This window comes from Kitasatospora sp. NPDC056138, from assembly GCF_042264695.1.
Taxonomy (GTDB): domain Bacteria; phylum Actinomycetota; class Actinomycetes; order Streptomycetales; family Streptomycetaceae; genus Kitasatospora.
Genome location: NZ_JBHJVK010000003.1, coordinates 173,222 through 189,080, shown reverse-complemented (window position 1 = coordinate 189,080; position 15,859 = coordinate 173,222). Strand labels below are relative to the sequence as shown.

The 15,859-nt window shown below is 71.7% G+C and carries 13 protein-coding genes; 9 read left to right on the top strand and 4 right to left on the bottom strand.

The features are described 5' to 3' along the window. Positions 1-18: 18 nt before the first annotated feature. Positions 19-534, bottom strand: a complete 516-nt coding sequence (locus tag ACFC1R_RS03765; RefSeq protein ID WP_375932087.1) for a MarR family winged helix-turn-helix transcriptional regulator — start codon at positions 532-534, stop codon at positions 19-21. A 496-nt stretch (positions 535-1,030) separates the two neighbouring features. On the opposite strand from ACFC1R_RS03765, the gene ACFC1R_RS03760 reads away from it, so the two are divergent. Both ACFC1R_RS03760 and ACFC1R_RS03755 read left to right on the top strand, forming a co-directional pair. Next, positions 1,031-2,674, top strand: coding sequence for a M4 family metallopeptidase (locus ACFC1R_RS03760; RefSeq protein WP_375932084.1), 1,644 nt, complete (start codon positions 1,031-1,033; stop codon positions 2,672-2,674). Between the two features lie 593 nt (positions 2,675-3,267). Continuing rightward, positions 3,268-4,914, top strand: a complete 1,647-nt coding sequence (locus ACFC1R_RS03755; protein WP_375932081.1) for a M4 family metallopeptidase — start codon at positions 3,268-3,270, stop codon at positions 4,912-4,914. Positions 4,915-5,011: 97 nt separating this feature from the next. On the opposite strand, the gene ACFC1R_RS03750 is transcribed toward ACFC1R_RS03755, so the two are convergent. Next, positions 5,012-5,326: a DUF3817 domain-containing protein gene (locus ACFC1R_RS03750; protein ID WP_375932078.1), complete on the bottom strand. Its 315-nt coding sequence runs from the start codon at positions 5,324-5,326 to the stop codon at positions 5,012-5,014. 214 nt (positions 5,327-5,540) lie between these two features. Between ACFC1R_RS03750 and ACFC1R_RS03745 the strand changes: the two genes are divergently transcribed. The 5 genes from ACFC1R_RS03745 to ACFC1R_RS03725 all read left to right on the top strand — a co-directional run bounded on the left by ACFC1R_RS03745 (position 5,541) and on the right by ACFC1R_RS03725 (position 9,254). Continuing rightward, positions 5,541-6,317, top strand: coding sequence for a DUF2127 domain-containing protein (locus ACFC1R_RS03745; RefSeq protein ID WP_375932075.1), 777 nt, complete (start codon positions 5,541-5,543; stop codon positions 6,315-6,317). A 79-nt stretch (positions 6,318-6,396) separates the two neighbouring features. After that, positions 6,397-7,035, top strand: coding sequence for an AIM24 family protein (locus ACFC1R_RS03740; protein WP_375932072.1), 639 nt, complete (start codon positions 6,397-6,399; stop codon positions 7,033-7,035). Then, entirely contained in the window at positions 7,035-7,685 is a 651-nt protein-coding gene (locus tag ACFC1R_RS03735) for an AIM24 family protein (protein ID WP_375932069.1), read from the top strand. The genes ACFC1R_RS03740 and ACFC1R_RS03735 overlap by 1 nt, the downstream gene beginning before the upstream one ends. A gap of 143 nt (positions 7,686-7,828) precedes the next feature. Further along, the gene (locus tag ACFC1R_RS03730; protein WP_375932281.1) at positions 7,829-8,671 is read left to right on the top strand and encodes an AIM24 family protein; all 843 of its coding nucleotides are present in this window, start codon (positions 7,829-7,831) and stop codon (positions 8,669-8,671) included. A gap of 67 nt (positions 8,672-8,738) precedes the next feature. Next, positions 8,739-9,254: a MarR family winged helix-turn-helix transcriptional regulator gene (locus ACFC1R_RS03725; RefSeq protein WP_375932066.1), complete on the top strand. Its 516-nt coding sequence runs from the start codon at positions 8,739-8,741 to the stop codon at positions 9,252-9,254. 91 nt (positions 9,255-9,345) lie between these two features. Here ACFC1R_RS03725 and meaB read toward each other — a convergent pair whose 3' ends face one another. Further along, positions 9,346-10,302: a methylmalonyl Co-A mutase-associated GTPase MeaB gene (gene meaB / locus ACFC1R_RS03720; RefSeq protein WP_045298936.1), complete on the bottom strand. Its 957-nt coding sequence runs from the start codon at positions 10,300-10,302 to the stop codon at positions 9,346-9,348. Positions 10,303-10,419: 117 nt separating this feature from the next. Continuing rightward, the gene (locus ACFC1R_RS03715) at positions 10,420-11,607 is read right to left on the bottom strand and encodes an acetyl-CoA C-acetyltransferase (protein WP_375932063.1); all 1,188 of its coding nucleotides are present in this window, start codon (positions 11,605-11,607) and stop codon (positions 10,420-10,422) included. A gap of 300 nt (positions 11,608-11,907) precedes the next feature. On the opposite strand from ACFC1R_RS03715, the gene mce reads away from it, so the two are divergent. Further along, positions 11,908-12,351: a methylmalonyl-CoA epimerase gene (mce, locus tag ACFC1R_RS03710; protein WP_375932060.1), complete on the top strand. Its 444-nt coding sequence runs from the start codon at positions 11,908-11,910 to the stop codon at positions 12,349-12,351. Between the two features lie 397 nt (positions 12,352-12,748). Then, a partial coding sequence (locus ACFC1R_RS03705; RefSeq protein ID WP_375932058.1) for a hypothetical protein occupies positions 12,749-15,859 on the top strand: 3,111 nt, incomplete at its 3' end.

Sequence of the window (15,859 nt, the reverse complement as noted above, 5' to 3'; positions counted from 1 at the left end):
GGGGTATTTGCGGCACCCCTACTCCGTGGGCGGGGCGAAGTCCCCAGCTGCCACCCGCAGCGGCCTGAGCAGCTCGAACACCTGCTCGCACTGGTCCTCGTCGTAGCCCTCCAGGCCGAAGTCCATCGCCATCAGCGCCCGGGTGGCCTCCTCGACCACGGCCCGGCCGCGCTCGGTGATCGTCGCGAGCACCCCCCGGCCGTCCAGCGGATTGGGACGGCGGGAGACCAGGCCGGCGCCCTCCAGCCGGACGATGGTGTTGGTGACGCTGGTCGGGTGGACCATCAGCCGCTCGCCGATCTTGGAGAGCGAGAGCTCGCCGGTCCGGCTGAACGTGAGCAGCACCAGCGCCTCGTACCGGGCGAACGTCAGCCCGAACGGTCTGACCACCGCGTCCACCCGGGAGAGCAGGATCTGGTGCGCGCGCATCACCGAGGTGATCGCCGCCATGGCGGGGACACTTCCCCAGCGACGGGTCCAGAGTTCGTCGGCGCGGGCGATCGGGTCGAAGTCGAGAGCTAGGGGCTTGGCCACCTCACCACCGTACCGGCGGGCCCGGACGCAGGTCTCGGGTGTCCACGATGATGGACGGCCCGCCCGGCCCGGGGGCCGGCCGCCATCACAAACCGGGACATAGGGCCTGTGCATTTCCGCGCCGATCCCGCACCCGAAGATCCCAGTTGCTCGAATTCGCCGACCGCAAGGTCTCGATTTGTTCAAAAGCCGCCATGCCGGGTCGGTGATATGCCCGATTCATCCGGCAATCTGATGCTCTTTCAGGACCCATCACACCGTAATGACATGGCGCTTTTCCGCCAACTCCTGCTAAATATTTGTCACTCCATCGGCATGTCCGGTCATGCCGCCTGTTCCGCACGGCACCGGCCGCCCCACCACTTCGGTCGCCGTCTCCCGACCGCACGGAGCAGCACACACCTCACGCCCGTTTCGCCCCAGTCGGCGCCAATCCCTGGTGCCCCGGAACGCGGCACAACCGCGCATCGGCGGTTGACATGGAAGGAATCCCTAGTTGAAGCGAAAGCTCAGCGCCGTCCTCTCCGCCTCGGCGGTCCTCGCCGCGGCCATCCAGGTCAGCTCCGGGACGGCGCAGGCGCTGCCCTTCACCGCCGATGACGCGGTGACCGCTCAGCAGCCCGCCCAGCTGATCGCTCTCGCCGACTCCCAGTCCTCGGCCACCGCCAAGGCCCTGGGCCTGGGCAGCCAGGAGAAGCTGGTCGCCAAGGACGCCGTCGTCGACGCCGACGGCACCCGCCACCTGCGCTACGAGCGCACCCTCGGCGGGCTGCCGGTGATCGGCGGCGACCTGGTCGTGCACCAGGACGCCAAGGGCCGGATCCAGTCCGTGGACCGCGCGGTCGAGGCCAAGCTCGCGCTGCCCAGCCTCACCCCGGAGCTCTCCGCCGCCAAGGCCGCCGCCAACGCGACCGGCGCGGTGAAGGCCACCGTGGGCATCACCAAGGACGAGGACACCGCGGCCCTCAAGGAGGTCGGCAGCACCGGCCGGGCCGAGCTGGTCGTCTGGGCCTCCTCGGGCACCCCGCGCCTGGCCTACCGGACGACCGTCGAGGGCGTGCGCGCCGACGGCACCCCGAGCCGCCAGCAGCTGGTCACCGACGCCGCCAGCGGCGAGGTGCTCTCCACCCACGAGGACATCCAGACCGCCGGTGCGGCCGGCACCGGCCGGGGTGTGTTCGACGGCTCCGTGAAGCTGACCACCACGCCGTACAAGACGTGGTTCCAGCTGAAGGACCCCACCCGCGGCAACCAGTACACCACCACGCTGAAGAACGGCACCTCCGGCCAGGGCACGCAGTACATCGACCTGGACAACCGCTGGGGCAGCGGGCAGGTCGCCAACGGCCAGTCCGCCGCCGTGGACGCCCAGTTCGGCGCCGCGGCGACCTGGGACTTCTACAAGAGCACCTTCGGCCGCAACGGCATCCGCAACGACGGGGTCGGCGCCTACAGCCGCGTGCACTACGGGCAGAACTACGTGAACGCGTTCTGGGACGACAGCTGCTTCTGCATGACGTACGGCGACGGCGCGGGCAACACGCACCCGCTGACCGCCCTGGACGTCGCGGGCCACGAGATGAGCCACGGCGTGACCTCGCACACCGCGGGCCTCAACTACTGGGGCGAGTCCGGCGGCCTGAACGAGGCCACCTCGGACATCATGGGCACCGGCGTCGAGTGGTACGCCAACCTGCCCGCCGACAAGCCGGACTACCTGATCGGCGAGAAGATCGACATCAACGGGGACGGCACGCCGCTCCGCTACATGGACAAGCCGTCCAAGGACGGCGCCTCCGCCGACTACTGGTCCTCCGGCGTCGGCAACCTGGACGTCCACTACTCGTCCGGCGTCGCCAACCACTTCTTCTTCCTGCTGTCCATGGGCAGCGGCGCGAAGAGCGTCAACGGCGTCAGCTACAACTCCCCGACCTACGACGGCGTGCCGGTGGCCGGCATCGGCCGCAACAAGGCCCTCCAGGTCTGGTACCGGGCGCTGACCGTCTACATGACGTCGACCACCAACTACCAGGGCGCGCGCGTCGCGACCCTGAAGGCGACGGCCGACCTGTACGGCGGCACCGGCTCCACCGAGTACAAGCGCGTCGCCGCCGCCTGGAAGGCCGTGAACGTCAACTGACGCTCCGCCCCTCGGGCAGCCGAACCGGCAGCCGGGTTCCCGTCCAACGGGAGCCCGGCTGCTGTGCGTTGTGCCCCCGGAAGGGGGTGGCGGCGGCTAGCAGCCGGTCCGGGCGGCGAACAAGAGGGTGTGCTGGCGAAATCCCGCCATCCCAGCATGTGGACATACCAGGACATCAAACGTTCACAATATTGCGGCAATGTGCCACCCAGCGAACGGCGTTAGGCGAATTCGGCCACCACTCCGACCCGCTTCCGGCTCGCCTCCGGCTCCGTTCGGGCCGGAACCCACCCGCCGGCCCGCCGCCCGACCCCGTCGCGTCATGTATCTGACACATGCTCAACACAGATGTATGGGCGCACGTTGGCGGGAGTTTGCCAATTATTGCCCCAGACCTGTCATTTCATCAGTTCGATTGTCATGCTTCTGGCCAGCCCCGTACCCGGCACCGGCCGCCCCACCACTCCGGCCGATGCCGGCAGACCGCACGGAGCAGCACGTCAGCGCCCGTTTCCGCCCCAGCAGGCACTAACCCCGGTGCCCCGGAGCGAGGCGCGACCGCGAAGCAGCGGTTGAACCGGAAGGAACCGTACGTGAAGCGAAAGCTGACAGTCGGAGCCGTTCTCTCCGCCTCGGTGATCCTCGCCGGAGCGATCCAGGTCAGCGCCGGGACCGCGCAGGCCAGCCCCTCTCCGGCCGCCGGGACCTTCGCCGGTCAGCAGCACACCGAGCTGATCGCCCTCGCCGACTCCCAGTCCTCGGCCACCGCCAAGGCCCTGGGCCTGGGCAGCCAGGAGAAGCTGGTCGCCAAGGACGCCGTCGTCGACGCGAACGGCACCCGCCACCTGCGCTACGAGCGCACCCTCGGCGGGCTGCCGGTGATCGGCGGCGACCTGGTCGTGCACCAGGACGCCAAGGGCCGGATCCAGTCCGTGGACCGCGCGATCGAGGGCAAGCTCGCGCTGCCCAGCCTCACCCCGAAGCTCTCCGCCGACCAGGCCGCCGCCAAGGCGACCGGCTCGGTGAAGGCCACCATCGGCGCCGCGGACTCCGAGGACGCCGCGCTGACCTCGGTCGACAAGAGCAGCCAGGCCAAGCTGGTCGTCTGGGCCTCCTCGGGCGCCCCGCGCCTGGCCTACCGGACGACCGTCGAGGGCATGCGCGCCGACGGCACCCCGAGCCGCCAGCAGCTGGTCACCGACGCCGCCAGCGGCGAGGTGCTCTCCACCCACGAGGACATCCAGACCGCGAACGCGACCGGCACCGGCAAGGGCGTCTTCGTCGGCACCGTGCCGCTGACCACCAACCAGAGCGGCAGCACCTACCAGCTGAAGGACGCCACCCGCGGCGGCCAGTACACCACCAACCTCTCGGGCAAGACCTCGGGCAACGGCACGCTCTACACCAACTCCACCAACAGCTGGGGCAACGGGCTGGCCTCCAACACCCAGTCCGCCGCCGTGGACGCCCAGTTCGGCGCCGCCGTCACCTGGGACTTCTACAAGAACACCTTCGGCCGCAACGGCATCCGCAACGACGGGGTCGGCGCCTACAGCCGCGTCCACTACGGCAAGAACTACGTGAACGCGTTCTGGGACGACAGCTGCTTCTGCATGACGTACGGCGACGGCACCGGCAACACGCACCCGCTGACCGCGCTCGACGTCTCCGGCCACGAGATGAGCCACGGCGTCACCTCCAACACCGCCGGCCTCAACTACTCGGGCGAGTCCGGCGGCCTGAACGAGGCCACCTCGGACATCATGGGCACCGGCGTCGAGTGGTACGCCAACCTGCCCGCCGACAAGCCGGACTACCTGATCGGCGAGCTGATCAACATCAACGGGGACGGCACGCCGCTCCGCTACATGGACAAGCCGTCCAAGGACGGCGCCTCCGCCGACTACTGGTCCTCCGGCGTCGGCAACCTGGACGTCCACTACTCGTCCGGGGTCGCCAACCACTTCTTCTACCTGCTGTCCGAGGGCAGCGGCGCGAAGGTGGTCAACGGGGTCAGCTACAACTCCCCGACCTACAACGGCGCCGCCGTCGCCGGCATCGGCCGCGACAAGGCCCTGCAGATCTGGTACCGCGCGCTGACCACCTACTTCACCTCCACCACCAACTACAAGTCCGCCCGCACCGGCACCCTGAAGGCCGCCTCCGACCTGTACGGCGGCACCGGCTCCGCCGAGTACAAGGCGGTCGCGGCCGCCTGGACGGCCGTGAACGTCAACTGACGCTCCCGCCCCGGTAACAGCGCAGCCGGGCCCCTCTCCCGCGGGAGAGGGGCCCGGCTGCGTCCGGCATCAGACCTCCGACGTCAGGTGTCGGGCGTCAGGCGGTGGCGGGCACGGCCTGCTCGCCGCGCTCCTCCCTGGCCAGCATCCGCTCGGCGAAGAAACCGCCGGTCGGGAGCACCGACAGGACGAAGAGCAGCGCGCTGCGCTTGGCCGGCCAGCGCTGCTGCTGGGCGGCGAGCACCAGGAAGACCACGTACAGGATGAAGAGCACGCCGTGGACCATGCCCATCACCGGCACGGCGTTGAAGCTGGTGGTCCGCTTCAGCACCGAGCAGACCAGCAACAGCAGGAAGGAGAGGCCCTCGGGGCCGGAGACAAGGCGCAGGCGGTGGACGGCGCTGCTCTTCACGATGGATACCTCATGATCGGGGGTCGGCGGGCGGGCTTGTGAACGGACGCACAAGCCGCCAGCCCATTATCACCGACCCGACATCCGGCCCCCGGGCGGGGTGAACCCTCGGCACGCACCCCCGCGGGGGCGTGCCCCCGCCGTCGCTCCGAGGTCCTATCCTGCTGCCGCACGGTCTGACGGTCAGGCCGGCGAAGATCGCGGGGGAAAGACCTTGTTCACCATCGACTGGAACCGCCGGACCTGCTCCCGGCGCGGCCACACCACCTACGCCCCCACCGAGCCCGCCCTGCGGGAGCGGCTGCACGCGCAGACCGCGCTCGGCGATGCCTGGCGCTGCCTGCGCTGCGGGGACTTCTCGCTCGGCGCACCGCACGGCTCGGGCCCGGCCGACGAGGCGCCGCTGGTGCCGCGTGGCAAGGCGCTGCGCGACCTGTTCATCATCCGCTTCCTGGCGATCGAGCGACTGCTGCGGGGCATACTGATCGTCCTGGTCGCCTGGGCGGTGTGGAAGTTCTCCAACAGCCAGGACGCCGTGAAGGACCTGTTCAACGAGAACCTGACCGTCTTCAAGCCGGTCACGGACCACTTCCACTGGGACCTCGAGCACTCCCCCATCGTGGACAGCATCCGCAAGACGTTCGACTACAAGCACAGCACCCTGCTGATCGTCGCGGGCGCGCTGCTGGCGTACGCGCTGATCGAGATCGTCGAGGCGTACGGCCTCTGGGTGGGCCGCCGCTGGGCCGAGTACCTGACCGTGGTGGCCACCGCCGCGTTCCTCCCGCTGGAGGTGTACGAGCTGACCGAGCACGTCAGCGTGCTGAAGATCTGCACCCTGGTGCTGAACATCCTCGCGGTGCTGTGGATCCTGCTCTCCAAGCGGCTGTTCGGGCTGCGCGGCGGTGTGGTGGCGTTCGAGGCGGAGCGGCACTCGGCCTCGCTGCTGGAGGTCGAGCAGTCGGCCGGGGCGGCGCACGCGACGGTCTGAATCTCCGTTTCGTCCCAGCTGCGTACCGGTTCACCGGTGCCTGCTGACCGGGACGGCCCGCGACCGCTACATTCGGGCGGTGGCACAGTTTCGACTTCAGGGCTCCAAGGTGCTCGCCGTAGACATGGCGGGCGACTCGGTGAAGGCCCGTAACGGCTCGATGGTCGCGTACACCGGCCAGATGAACTTCAAGAAGCTCACCGGCGGCGGTGACGGCCTGCGCGGCATGGTCGCCCGCCGCCTGACGGGCGAGCAGATGACGGTCATGGAGGTGAAGGGGCAGGGCACCTGTTACTTCGCCGACAAGGCGACCGAGGTCAACCTGGTGCGCCTGAACGGCGAGACGCTGTACGTCGAGTCGGACAACCTGCTCTGCACCGAGGCCTCGCTGCACACCGGCACCAGCTTCACCGGCCTCAACGGGATGGCCTCGGGCAACGGCCTGTTCACCACCAAGGTCGAGGGCAGCGGCTGGGCGGCGCTCACCTCCAACGGCCCGGCGATAATCCTGCGGGTCACCCAGGGCACCCCGCTGCGGGTGGACCCGGGTGCGTACGTCGCGCACACCGGCAACCTCAGCCGGCACCTGAAGTCGGGTGCCGGCTGGACCACTCTGATCGGCGAGGGCGGCGGCGAGGCGATGCAGGTCGAGTTCACCGGCGAGGGCCTGGTCTACGTCCAGCCCTCCGAGAAGACCACCTTCGGAGGGGACGTCTGATGCCCTTCACGAAGATCAACAACAAGATGGTCGAGGCCCGGGTCCTCCCCGGCCAGCGGCTGTTCAGCCAGCGCGGCGCGATGATCGCCTACACCGGCGACGTCACCTTCAAGCCCAACCTGATGGGCGGCCAGGGCGGCGTGATGTCGATGATCGGACGCCGGGTGGCCAACGAGGACACCCCGCTGATGACCGTCGAGGGCCAGGGCAGCGTGATGTTCGGCCACGGCGGCCACCATGTCCACGTGATCGACCTGGCCGGCGACACCCTCTACGTGGAGGCCGACCGGCTGCTCGCCTTCGAGGGCTCGCTCCAGCAGTCCACCATGTTCATGGGCGCCCAGGGCGGCGTGATGGGCATCGTGCGCGGCCAGGTGACCGGCCAGGGCCTGTTCACCACCCAGCTGACCGGTCAGGGCTCGGTCGCGGTGATGGCCCACGGCGGCGTGATCGAGCTGCCCGTCGTCCAGGGCCAGCCGGTCCACGTGGATCCGCAGGCGTACGTGGCGCACCGCGGCGACGTGCGCAACAAGCTGTCCTCCGCGCTCGGCTGGCGCGACATGATCGGACGCGGCTCCGGCGAGGCGTTCCAGCTGGAGCTGTCCGGACACGGCACGGTGTTCGTGCAGGCGAGCGAGGAGAAGCTCTGATGTCCTACCCTCCCCAGCAGCCCTACGGACAGCAGCCGTACGGACAGCAGCCTTACCCGCAGCAGCCCTACCAGCAGCCCTACTCCGAGCAGCAGTACCAGCAGTCGTACCAGCCGACCCAGCCCGGCATGCAGCTGCCGCCGATGCCGCCCGCACCTCCGGGGGCGCCGGCGCCGCTGCCGCAGCAGAACGGCGGCGGCCCGGTGGTGCACGACATGCACAGCCTGCCCGTCAACGACAACGTCAACCCGTACGCCTTCTCGGTGGACCTCAACGGTCCGTACTACCTGCAGAAGGGCAAGATGGTCGCCTACTACGGCGACATCCGCTTCTCCGGCATCGGCCGGGGCGTGCTCGACCGGGTGCTGGAGCAGAACTTCAACTCCCCGCTGCACGCCGCCGACTGGGTGGTGGCCGAGGGCCGGGGCAAGCTGCTGCTGGCCGACCGGGCGTTCGACCTGAACTCCTACGACCTGGAGAACGGCAACCTGACGGTCCGGTCCGGCAACCTGCTGGCCTTCGAGCCCTCGCTGGCCCTCAAGCAGTCGATCATCCCCGGGTTCCTCACCCTGATCGGCACCGGCAAGTTCGTCGCCGCCTCCAACGGGCCGGTGCACTTCGTGGAGCCGCCGATCCGGGTCGACCCGCAGGCGCTGGTCGGCTGGGCGGACTGCCCGGCCCCCTGCCACCACTACGACCACAGCTACCTGCACGGGGTGCTCGGCGGCATCCGGCACCTGACCGGGATCGGCGGGGCCTCCGGCGAGGAGCACCAGTTCGAGTTCATCGGGGCCGGGCAGGTCCTGCTGCAGTCCAGCGAGACGCTGATGGCCGAGCGCTCGGTGGGCGTCGTGGAGAGCGAGCCCGGGGTGCCCGGCGGCGGGGTGCCGCAGCAGCCCGGACACGGCGGGCAGCAACTGCCCAACATCCCCGGACTGGGCAACCTGGGCAACCTCGGTGACCTGGGCCGACGGTTCGGGCTCTGACCCCCAGCACTTCTAAGAGTACTTATAAGTTTGTACAACATTTAACAACCTCGGCTATGCTTGTCCCATGGACATGCACAGCCCCGACACCGCGGTCTCCTCCTCCCCCCTCGGTGAGGAGGAGACCCCCTGGCTCTCCGCCAAGGAGCAGCAGTTCTGGCGTGCCCATCTGGAGGTGGCCAAGCTCCTGGACTACCAACTGGGTCGCGAACTCCAGCCGCACAACCTGGCCAGCAACGACTACGAGATCCTGGTCGTCCTCTCCGAGTCCCCCGACCGGCGGATGCGGATGACCGACCTGGCCACCGCCACCCTCCAGTCCAAGAGCCGACTCTCGCACCAGATCACCCGGATGGAGAGCGCCGGCCTGGTCCTCCGCCAGGACTGTCCCGGCGACCGCCGCGGCCTCTACGCGCACCTGACCGAACTGGGCTGGGAGACCATGCAGAAGGTCGCCCCGGACCACGTCCGCAGCGTGCGCCACCACTTCATCGACCGGCTCAGCCCCGAGCAGATCGACGCGATGTACGCCGCGCTCGCCCCCATCGCCGAACACCTCCGCGCCCTCCGCGGCCGGGCCTGACCCGGCCGGCGGCCCGCGACCCCGGGACGGTGCGCGGACGCCGGCCCGTGCGCCCCGGTGGGTCCGGCGGCTTGGTGCCGCCGCGGTGGGCTCAGGCGCCCGTCAGCCCCGAGACCAGCTGGTCGGCCGCCCCGTAGGGGTCGAGCCGGCCGGCGGCGACCCGTTCGGCGAGCGCGTCCAGGTGCCGGTCGCCGTGCAGGTCGCCGATCCGGGCCCGGAGCGCGGCCAGCGCGATGGCCTCGATCTCGTCGGCCGCCCGGCGGCGGCGCCGGACGGCCAGCTCGCCGGTCTCGGCCAGCCAGGCGCGGTGCTTCTCCAGCGCCTCGACCAGCTCGTCCACGCCCTCGCCGCGGGCCGCGACGGTCTTGACGATCGGCGGCCGCCAGTCACCGGGCTCGCGGGCCTCGCCGAGGCCGAGCATGTGGTTGAGCTCCCGGGCGGTGGCGTCCGCACCGTCCCGGTCGGCCTTGTTGACGACGAAGACGTCGCCGATCTCCAGGATTCCGGCCTTGGCGGCCTGGATGCCGTCGCCCATGCCGGGGGCCAGCAGGACGACCGAGGTGTCCGCCTGCGCGGCGATCTCCACCTCGGACTGGCCGACGCCCACCGTCTCCACCAGGATGACCTCGCACCCGGCGCCGTCCAGCACGCGCAGGGCCTGCGGAGCGGCCCAGGAGAGGCCGCCGAGGTGGCCCCGGGTGGCCATCGAGCGGATGAACACCTCGGGGTCGGTGGCGTGCTCCTGCATCCGCACCCGGTCGCCGAGCAGCGCCCCGCCGGAGAACGGCGAGGAGGGGTCGACCGCCAGCACTCCGACCCGCTTGCCGAGCCGCCGGTAGGCGGAGACCAGCGCGGAGGTGGAGGTGGACTTGCCCACCCCGGGCGAGCCGGTCAGCCCGACCGTGTACGCCTGCCCGGTGTACGGGGCGAGTGCGGCCATCGCCTCGCGCAGCTGGGGAGCGGCGTTCTCCACCAGCGTGATCAGCCGGGCGACGGCGCGCGGCCGGCCCTCCCGGGCCTGTTCGACCAGCGTCGGCACATCGACCATCAGTGTCTGCTCCTCGCTCACGACCTCGGCCACGGTCCGCCACCGGCGGGTGGCCGCAGGCGGGCGGGGCCGCCGGCCGCTGGTGCCGGCCGGCAGCCCCGACGCTACGTCGGACGGTCAGGCCTGCGGAACCCTGACGATCAGGGCGTCGCCCTGGCCGCCGCCGCCGCACAGCGCCGCCGCGCCCACCCCGCCGCCACGGCGCTGCAGTTCGAGCGCCAGGTGCAGCACGATCCGGGCACCGGACATGCCGATCGGGTGGCCGAGGGCGATGGCGCCGCCGTTGACGTTGACCTTCTCCTCGGTGATGCCGAGGTCCTTCATCGACTGGTGGGCGACGGCTGCGAACGCCTCGTTGATCTCGACCAGGTCGAGGTCCTCGACCGCGATGCCCTCCTTGGCCACCGCGTGCCTGATGGCGTTGGACGGCTGCGACTGCAGCGAGTTGTCCGGCCCGGCCACGTTGCCGTGCGCACCGATCTCGGCCAGCCAGGTCAGGCCCAGCTCCTCGGCCTTGGCCTTGCTCATCACGATCACGGCGGCGGCGCCGTCGGAGATCTGCGAGGAGGTGCCGGCCGTGATCGTGCCGTCCTTGGCGAAGGCGGGACGCAGCTTGGCCAGGCCCTCCACGGTGGTGTCCGCGCGGATGCCCTCGTCCTGGCTGAAGAGGACCGGCTCGCCCTTGCGCTGCGGGATGGCCACCGGCACGATCTCCGCCTCGAAGAGGCCGTTCTTCTGCGCCGCGGCGGCCCGCTGGTGGGAGCGCGCGGCGATCTCGTCCTGCACCTCGCGGCCGATGCCCAGGCGGGTGTTGTGCTTCTCGGTGGACTCGCCCATCGGGATGTTCTCGTACGCGTCGGTGAGGCCGTCGTGGGCCATCGCGTCGAGCAGCTCGACCGCACCGTACTTGTAGCCCTCGCGGGACTTGGGCAGCAGGTGCGGGGCGTTGGTCATCGACTCCTGGCCGCCGGCCACCACGATGTCGAACTCGCCCGCGCGGATCAGCTGGTCGGCGAGCGCGATGGCGTCCAGGCCCGACAGGCAGACCTTGTTGATGGTCAGTGCGGGCACGTTCATCGGGATGCCGGCCTTGACGGCCGCCTGCCGGGCCGGGATCTGGCCCGCGCCCGCCTGCAGCACCTGACCCATGATCACGTACTGGACCTGCTCGGCGGAGATGCCCGCCCGCTCCACGGCGGCCTTGATGGCGAATCCGCCGAGATCGGCGCCGGAGAAGCCCTTGAGCGAGCCGAGCAGGCGGCCCATCGGGGTTCGGGCACCGGCGACGATCACTGAAGTAGTCATGAGACGAGCCCCTTCGCGCGTCAAGGCCAGGTGGGGGTCCCCCGGGCCGGAGGCTGGGGGCGTGTGGGGATGCCGCTCAATGTACTGACCCGTAACCCGTGCGTCACCGCAGCGGCGGTGTGATCAGCAGCACTGGCACTCCCCAGTCAACACCGTGTCAGCACGCCGTGGGTGAAGTTTCGCGGGTGCGGAATCCGGCACGCCGTGTGAGCAGGCTCGCACGGCGGGCTCTGGCGCCGTCGAACCCCGATGCGCTGCACTGGTGGCCACCTGACCGCGACCGCTCCCGGAGGACCCACCGTGCTGACCCGTATCGACCACATCGGCATCGCCTGCTTCGACCTGGACCGGACCGTCGAGTTCTACCGCAGCACCTACGGCTTCGAGGTCTTCCACAGCGAGGTCAACGAGGAGCAGGGGGTGCGCGAGGCGATGCTGAAGATCAACGGGACGGACGACGGCGGCGCCTCGTACCTCCAGCTGCTGGAGCCCACCCGGGAGGACTCCACGGTCGCCAAGTGGCTGGCCAAGAACGGTGAGGGCGTGCACCACATCGCCTTCGGCACCGCCGACGTGGACGGCGACGCGGCGGCGATCAGGGAGAAGGGCGTCCGGGTGCTCTACCAGGAACCGCGCCGGGGCTCGATGGACTCCCGGATCACCTTTCTGCACCCCAAGGACTGCGGTGGCGTGCTGACCGAACTGGTCACCTCCGCACGCCCGTCGGAGCACACCGAGCACTGAACGACTCATCAGTAACCTTGCAAAGGACCCACGCACCCGTTCCCCCCGGAGCCGCGCACACTACAATGCCCAGGTGCACTGAGGCTCCGGGGAGGACCGGTTCCGAATGGGCACGGCCAAGGGCGGGAGTAGCCGAGCAGCTGACGGCTGGTCCTGTTGTCGGGGAGTCCACTACGCGGACACGGGCTGAACAGTCACAGTTCGGATCTGTCACCATTCTCCACTAGGCAAGGGTTCGCTCAGGAGTCCACCCGGACGGCGGAGCGCGGAGATCCGCGCGCCCACCTGCCGAGGGCTCCGACCGCGGCACCCGCCGCGGCAGCAAGGACCAGTCGGTCCGGTCCCCAGCAGGAACGGGGGCGGGACGGACCGGGTCGAGGACGCGACCAGGGGACGGATGGACCGCGGAGTGCGGGGCAACGACCGCTACGAGGGTGACGATCACCTCTCCCAGTTCGAGGCCGAGATGGAGCGGACTCGCAAGGAGCGGGACAAGTCCATCGAGCATGCCGAGGACCTCGCCTACCAGGTGGAGGTGCTCCGGGCCAAGCTGCACGAGTGCCGACGGCAACTCGCCCAGCCGCGCGCCTTCGACGCCGTCTCCGGCCAGGCCGAGCAGATCCTGCAGACCGCGGAGATGCAGGCGCAGGCGCTGCGCGCCGACGCCGAGCGCCAGCTCCGCGAGTCGCAGGCGGCCACCCAGCGGCTGATGGCCGAGGCCGCCGAGCGCACCGCCCGGCTCGAGGCCGAGCTCGCCGCCCGTCGCCGCCAGCTCGACGAGGAGCTCGCCGAGCTCCGCCGCAGCGCCGAGCGGCACGTCAGCGAGAACGTCAGCTGGGCCGAGCAGACCCGGGCCGGCACCGAGCAGGAGGCCCAGCGCCTGCTCCAGGACGCCCGGGCCGAGTCCGAGCGCCTGGTCGCCGCCGCCCGCGCCGAGGCCGCCGCCCTCGCCGACCAGGCCCGCGCCCGGACCGCCGCCGACGTCGACGCCGCCCGCGGCGAGGCCCAGGCCGCCGCCGAGGCCGCGCTGCTGCGCGCCCAGAAGGACGCCGAGCGCCTGCTCCGCGCCGCCTCCGAGCAGGCCCAGCAGGCCAGCGCCCAGGCCGAGGAGCTGCGCGACACCGCCGCCAGCGAGGCCGGCCAGCAGCTGGCCACCGCCCATGCCGAGATCGACGAGCTCAAGCGGCGCGCCACCGCCGACCAGGAGCGGGCCGGGGCCGCCCTGGCCCAGGCCCAGGCAGAGATAGAGCGGCTGCGCGCCGAGGCGCTGGCCGAGGCCGAGCGGGCCCGCCGGGAGGCCGCCGACCTGCACGCCCAGGCCGAGGCCGCCGCGAACCGCCTGCACGCGGAGGCCGTCGCCGCCGCCGAGCAGAAGGCCGCCGACGGCGACGCCGCCAACGAGCAGCGTTCGCAGACCGCCAAGGCCGAGATCTCCCGCATGGTGGCCGCCGCCAGCCGCGAGGCCGAACTGATCAAGGCGGAGGCCTCCAACGCCACCGCCCAGGCCGAGGCCGCCAAGGCCGCCGCCGCCGAGGAGAGCGAGCGCCTGCGCGGCGCCGCCGAATCCGTCGCCACCCAGCTGCGCACCGAGGCCGAGGCGGCCATCGCCGAGCTGCGCGCCGAGGCCGAGCGCGAGGTCGCCGACCTGCGGGCGCAGGCCGAGGCCGCCGCCGAGGCACTGCGCGCCGAGGCGCTGGAGCAGGGGCGCGCCGAGGCCGCCAAGGATGCCACCGTCCAGCTGTCCAAGGCCGCGAAGCAGGCCGAGGAGGTGCTCTCCAGCGCCTCCGAGGACGCCAGGACCACCGTCGAGGCCGCCGCCGCCGAGGCCGAGCGGATCCGCAACGAAGCCGGTGCCGAGGTCGAACTGCTCCGCGAGCAGGCCAAGGCCGCCGTCGAGCAGGCCCAGAACGCCGCCCTGGACGACGCCGCCGGCATCCGCCGCGAGATGGAGCGGATGCACGACGAGGCCGCCCGGCTGCGGGCCGAGGCCGAGGAGCTCCGGGCCCAGGCCGCCGCCGAGGCCGAGCGCGTCCGCAACGACGCCCGCCGCCAGGCCGTGGTCCAGATCGAGGAGTCCGCCAGGCAGGCCGAGGAACTCCTCACCAAGGCCAAGTCCGACGCCGACGAGCTGCGCGGCGGGGCCGCCGGCGAGGTCGAGAAGATCCGCGAGCAGGCCAAGGCGCAGGCCGTCGAGATGCAGGGCCGGGCCGAGCAGACCCTCGCCCGGGCCCGTACCGAGGCCGCCAAGCTCGCCGCCGCCGCCGAACAGCACCACCAGGAGGCGGTCGCCGCCGCGAAGGCCGCCGCCGCCGAGAACCGCGCCGCCGCCGAGCGGGAGACCGCCGAGCTGCGCCGCGAGGCCGTCGAGTACGACCAGCGGGTCCGGGCCGAGGCCACCGCCGTGGCCGAGAAGCTCCGCACCGAGGCGGTCGCCGCCGCCGAGGCGCTGCGCACCGACGCCGCGCACAACGCCGAGACCGTACGGTCCGAGGCCGAACGCTCCGCCGTCGAACTGCGCACCGAGAGCGCGCGCGCGGCGAAGGCCGTCCGGGCCGAGGCCGCGCACGCCGCCGAGGCGCTGCGCACCGAGGCCGAGGACTGGGCGCACTCCCAGCGCACCGAGGCCGAGAACTGGGCGCAGGCCCACCGCACGGACGCCGAGGGCTGGGCACGGCGGGAACGCGGCGAGGCCGAGGCCGCCGCCGCCGCACTGCGCGAGGAGAGCCGCCGGGCGTACGACGACGCCGCCGCGGGGCTCGAGCGCGAGCGCGAGGAGACCGCCGAGCAGCTCGCCGCCGCCCGCGCCGCCCGGGAGAGCGCCGAGGCCCGGGCCGCCGAGCTGACGGAGCGTACGGCCGCCGAGACCACCGCGCTGCGGGAGTCCACCGAGCAGGCCGCCGCCGACCTGCGCGCCGAGGCCGAACGGACGCTGGCCGCCGCCCGCACCGACGCCGCCGAGCAGTTGGCCGAGGCGGAGGGCGCCGCCCGGACCCTCCGGGAGGAGGCCGCGAGCGCGGCCGGGACCGTACGCGCGGAGGCGGCGGACGCCGCCGAGGCGCTGCGCACCGAGGGCGCCGAGGAACTGGCCCGTGCCCAGGAGCACGCCGCCGAACTCCGCCGCGAGGCCGAGGACCTGCGCGCCCAGGCCGACGCCGAGGTGGCCGAGCTCCGCGAGCAGGCCACGGCCGAGACCGACGAACTGCGCGAGCGGACCGCCGCCGAGGCCCGGGAGACGGCCGCTGAGGCCGCCGCCGAGGCCGAGCAGCTGACCACGACCGCCGAGCGCCGGGCCGCCGAGCTGGTCGGCGCCGCCGAGGACGAGGCCGCCGAGGTCCGCCAGTCCGTCGCCGGGCTGCACGAGGCCGCTTCCCAGCAGATCGCCGAACTGCGGGCCACCGCCGAACGTGAGAGCGCCGAACTGCGCGAGCAGGCCGAGGCGTACGACCGCGAACTGCGCGCCACCACCGACCAGGACACCGCCGAACAGCGCACCCAGGCCGACACCGAG

Bases quoted from the DNA above. Each gene is read 5' to 3' on its own strand.
- meaB (WP_045298936.1), bottom strand. From the start codon at position 10,302: ATGGTCGATGTGCCGACGCTGGTCGAACAGGCCCGGGAGGGCCGGCCG.
- ACFC1R_RS03730 (WP_375932281.1), top strand. From the start codon at position 7,829: ATGCCGCCCGCACCTCCGGGGGCGCCGGCGCCGCTGCCGCAGCAGAAC.
- ACFC1R_RS03725 (WP_375932066.1), top strand. From the start codon at position 8,739: ATGGACATGCACAGCCCCGACACCGCGGTCTCCTCCTCCCCCCTCGGT.
- ACFC1R_RS03735 (WP_375932069.1), top strand. From the start codon at position 7,035: ATGCCCTTCACGAAGATCAACAACAAGATGGTCGAGGCCCGGGTCCTC.
- ACFC1R_RS03715 (WP_375932063.1), bottom strand. From the start codon at position 11,607: ATGACTACTTCAGTGATCGTCGCCGGTGCCCGAACCCCGATGGGCCGC.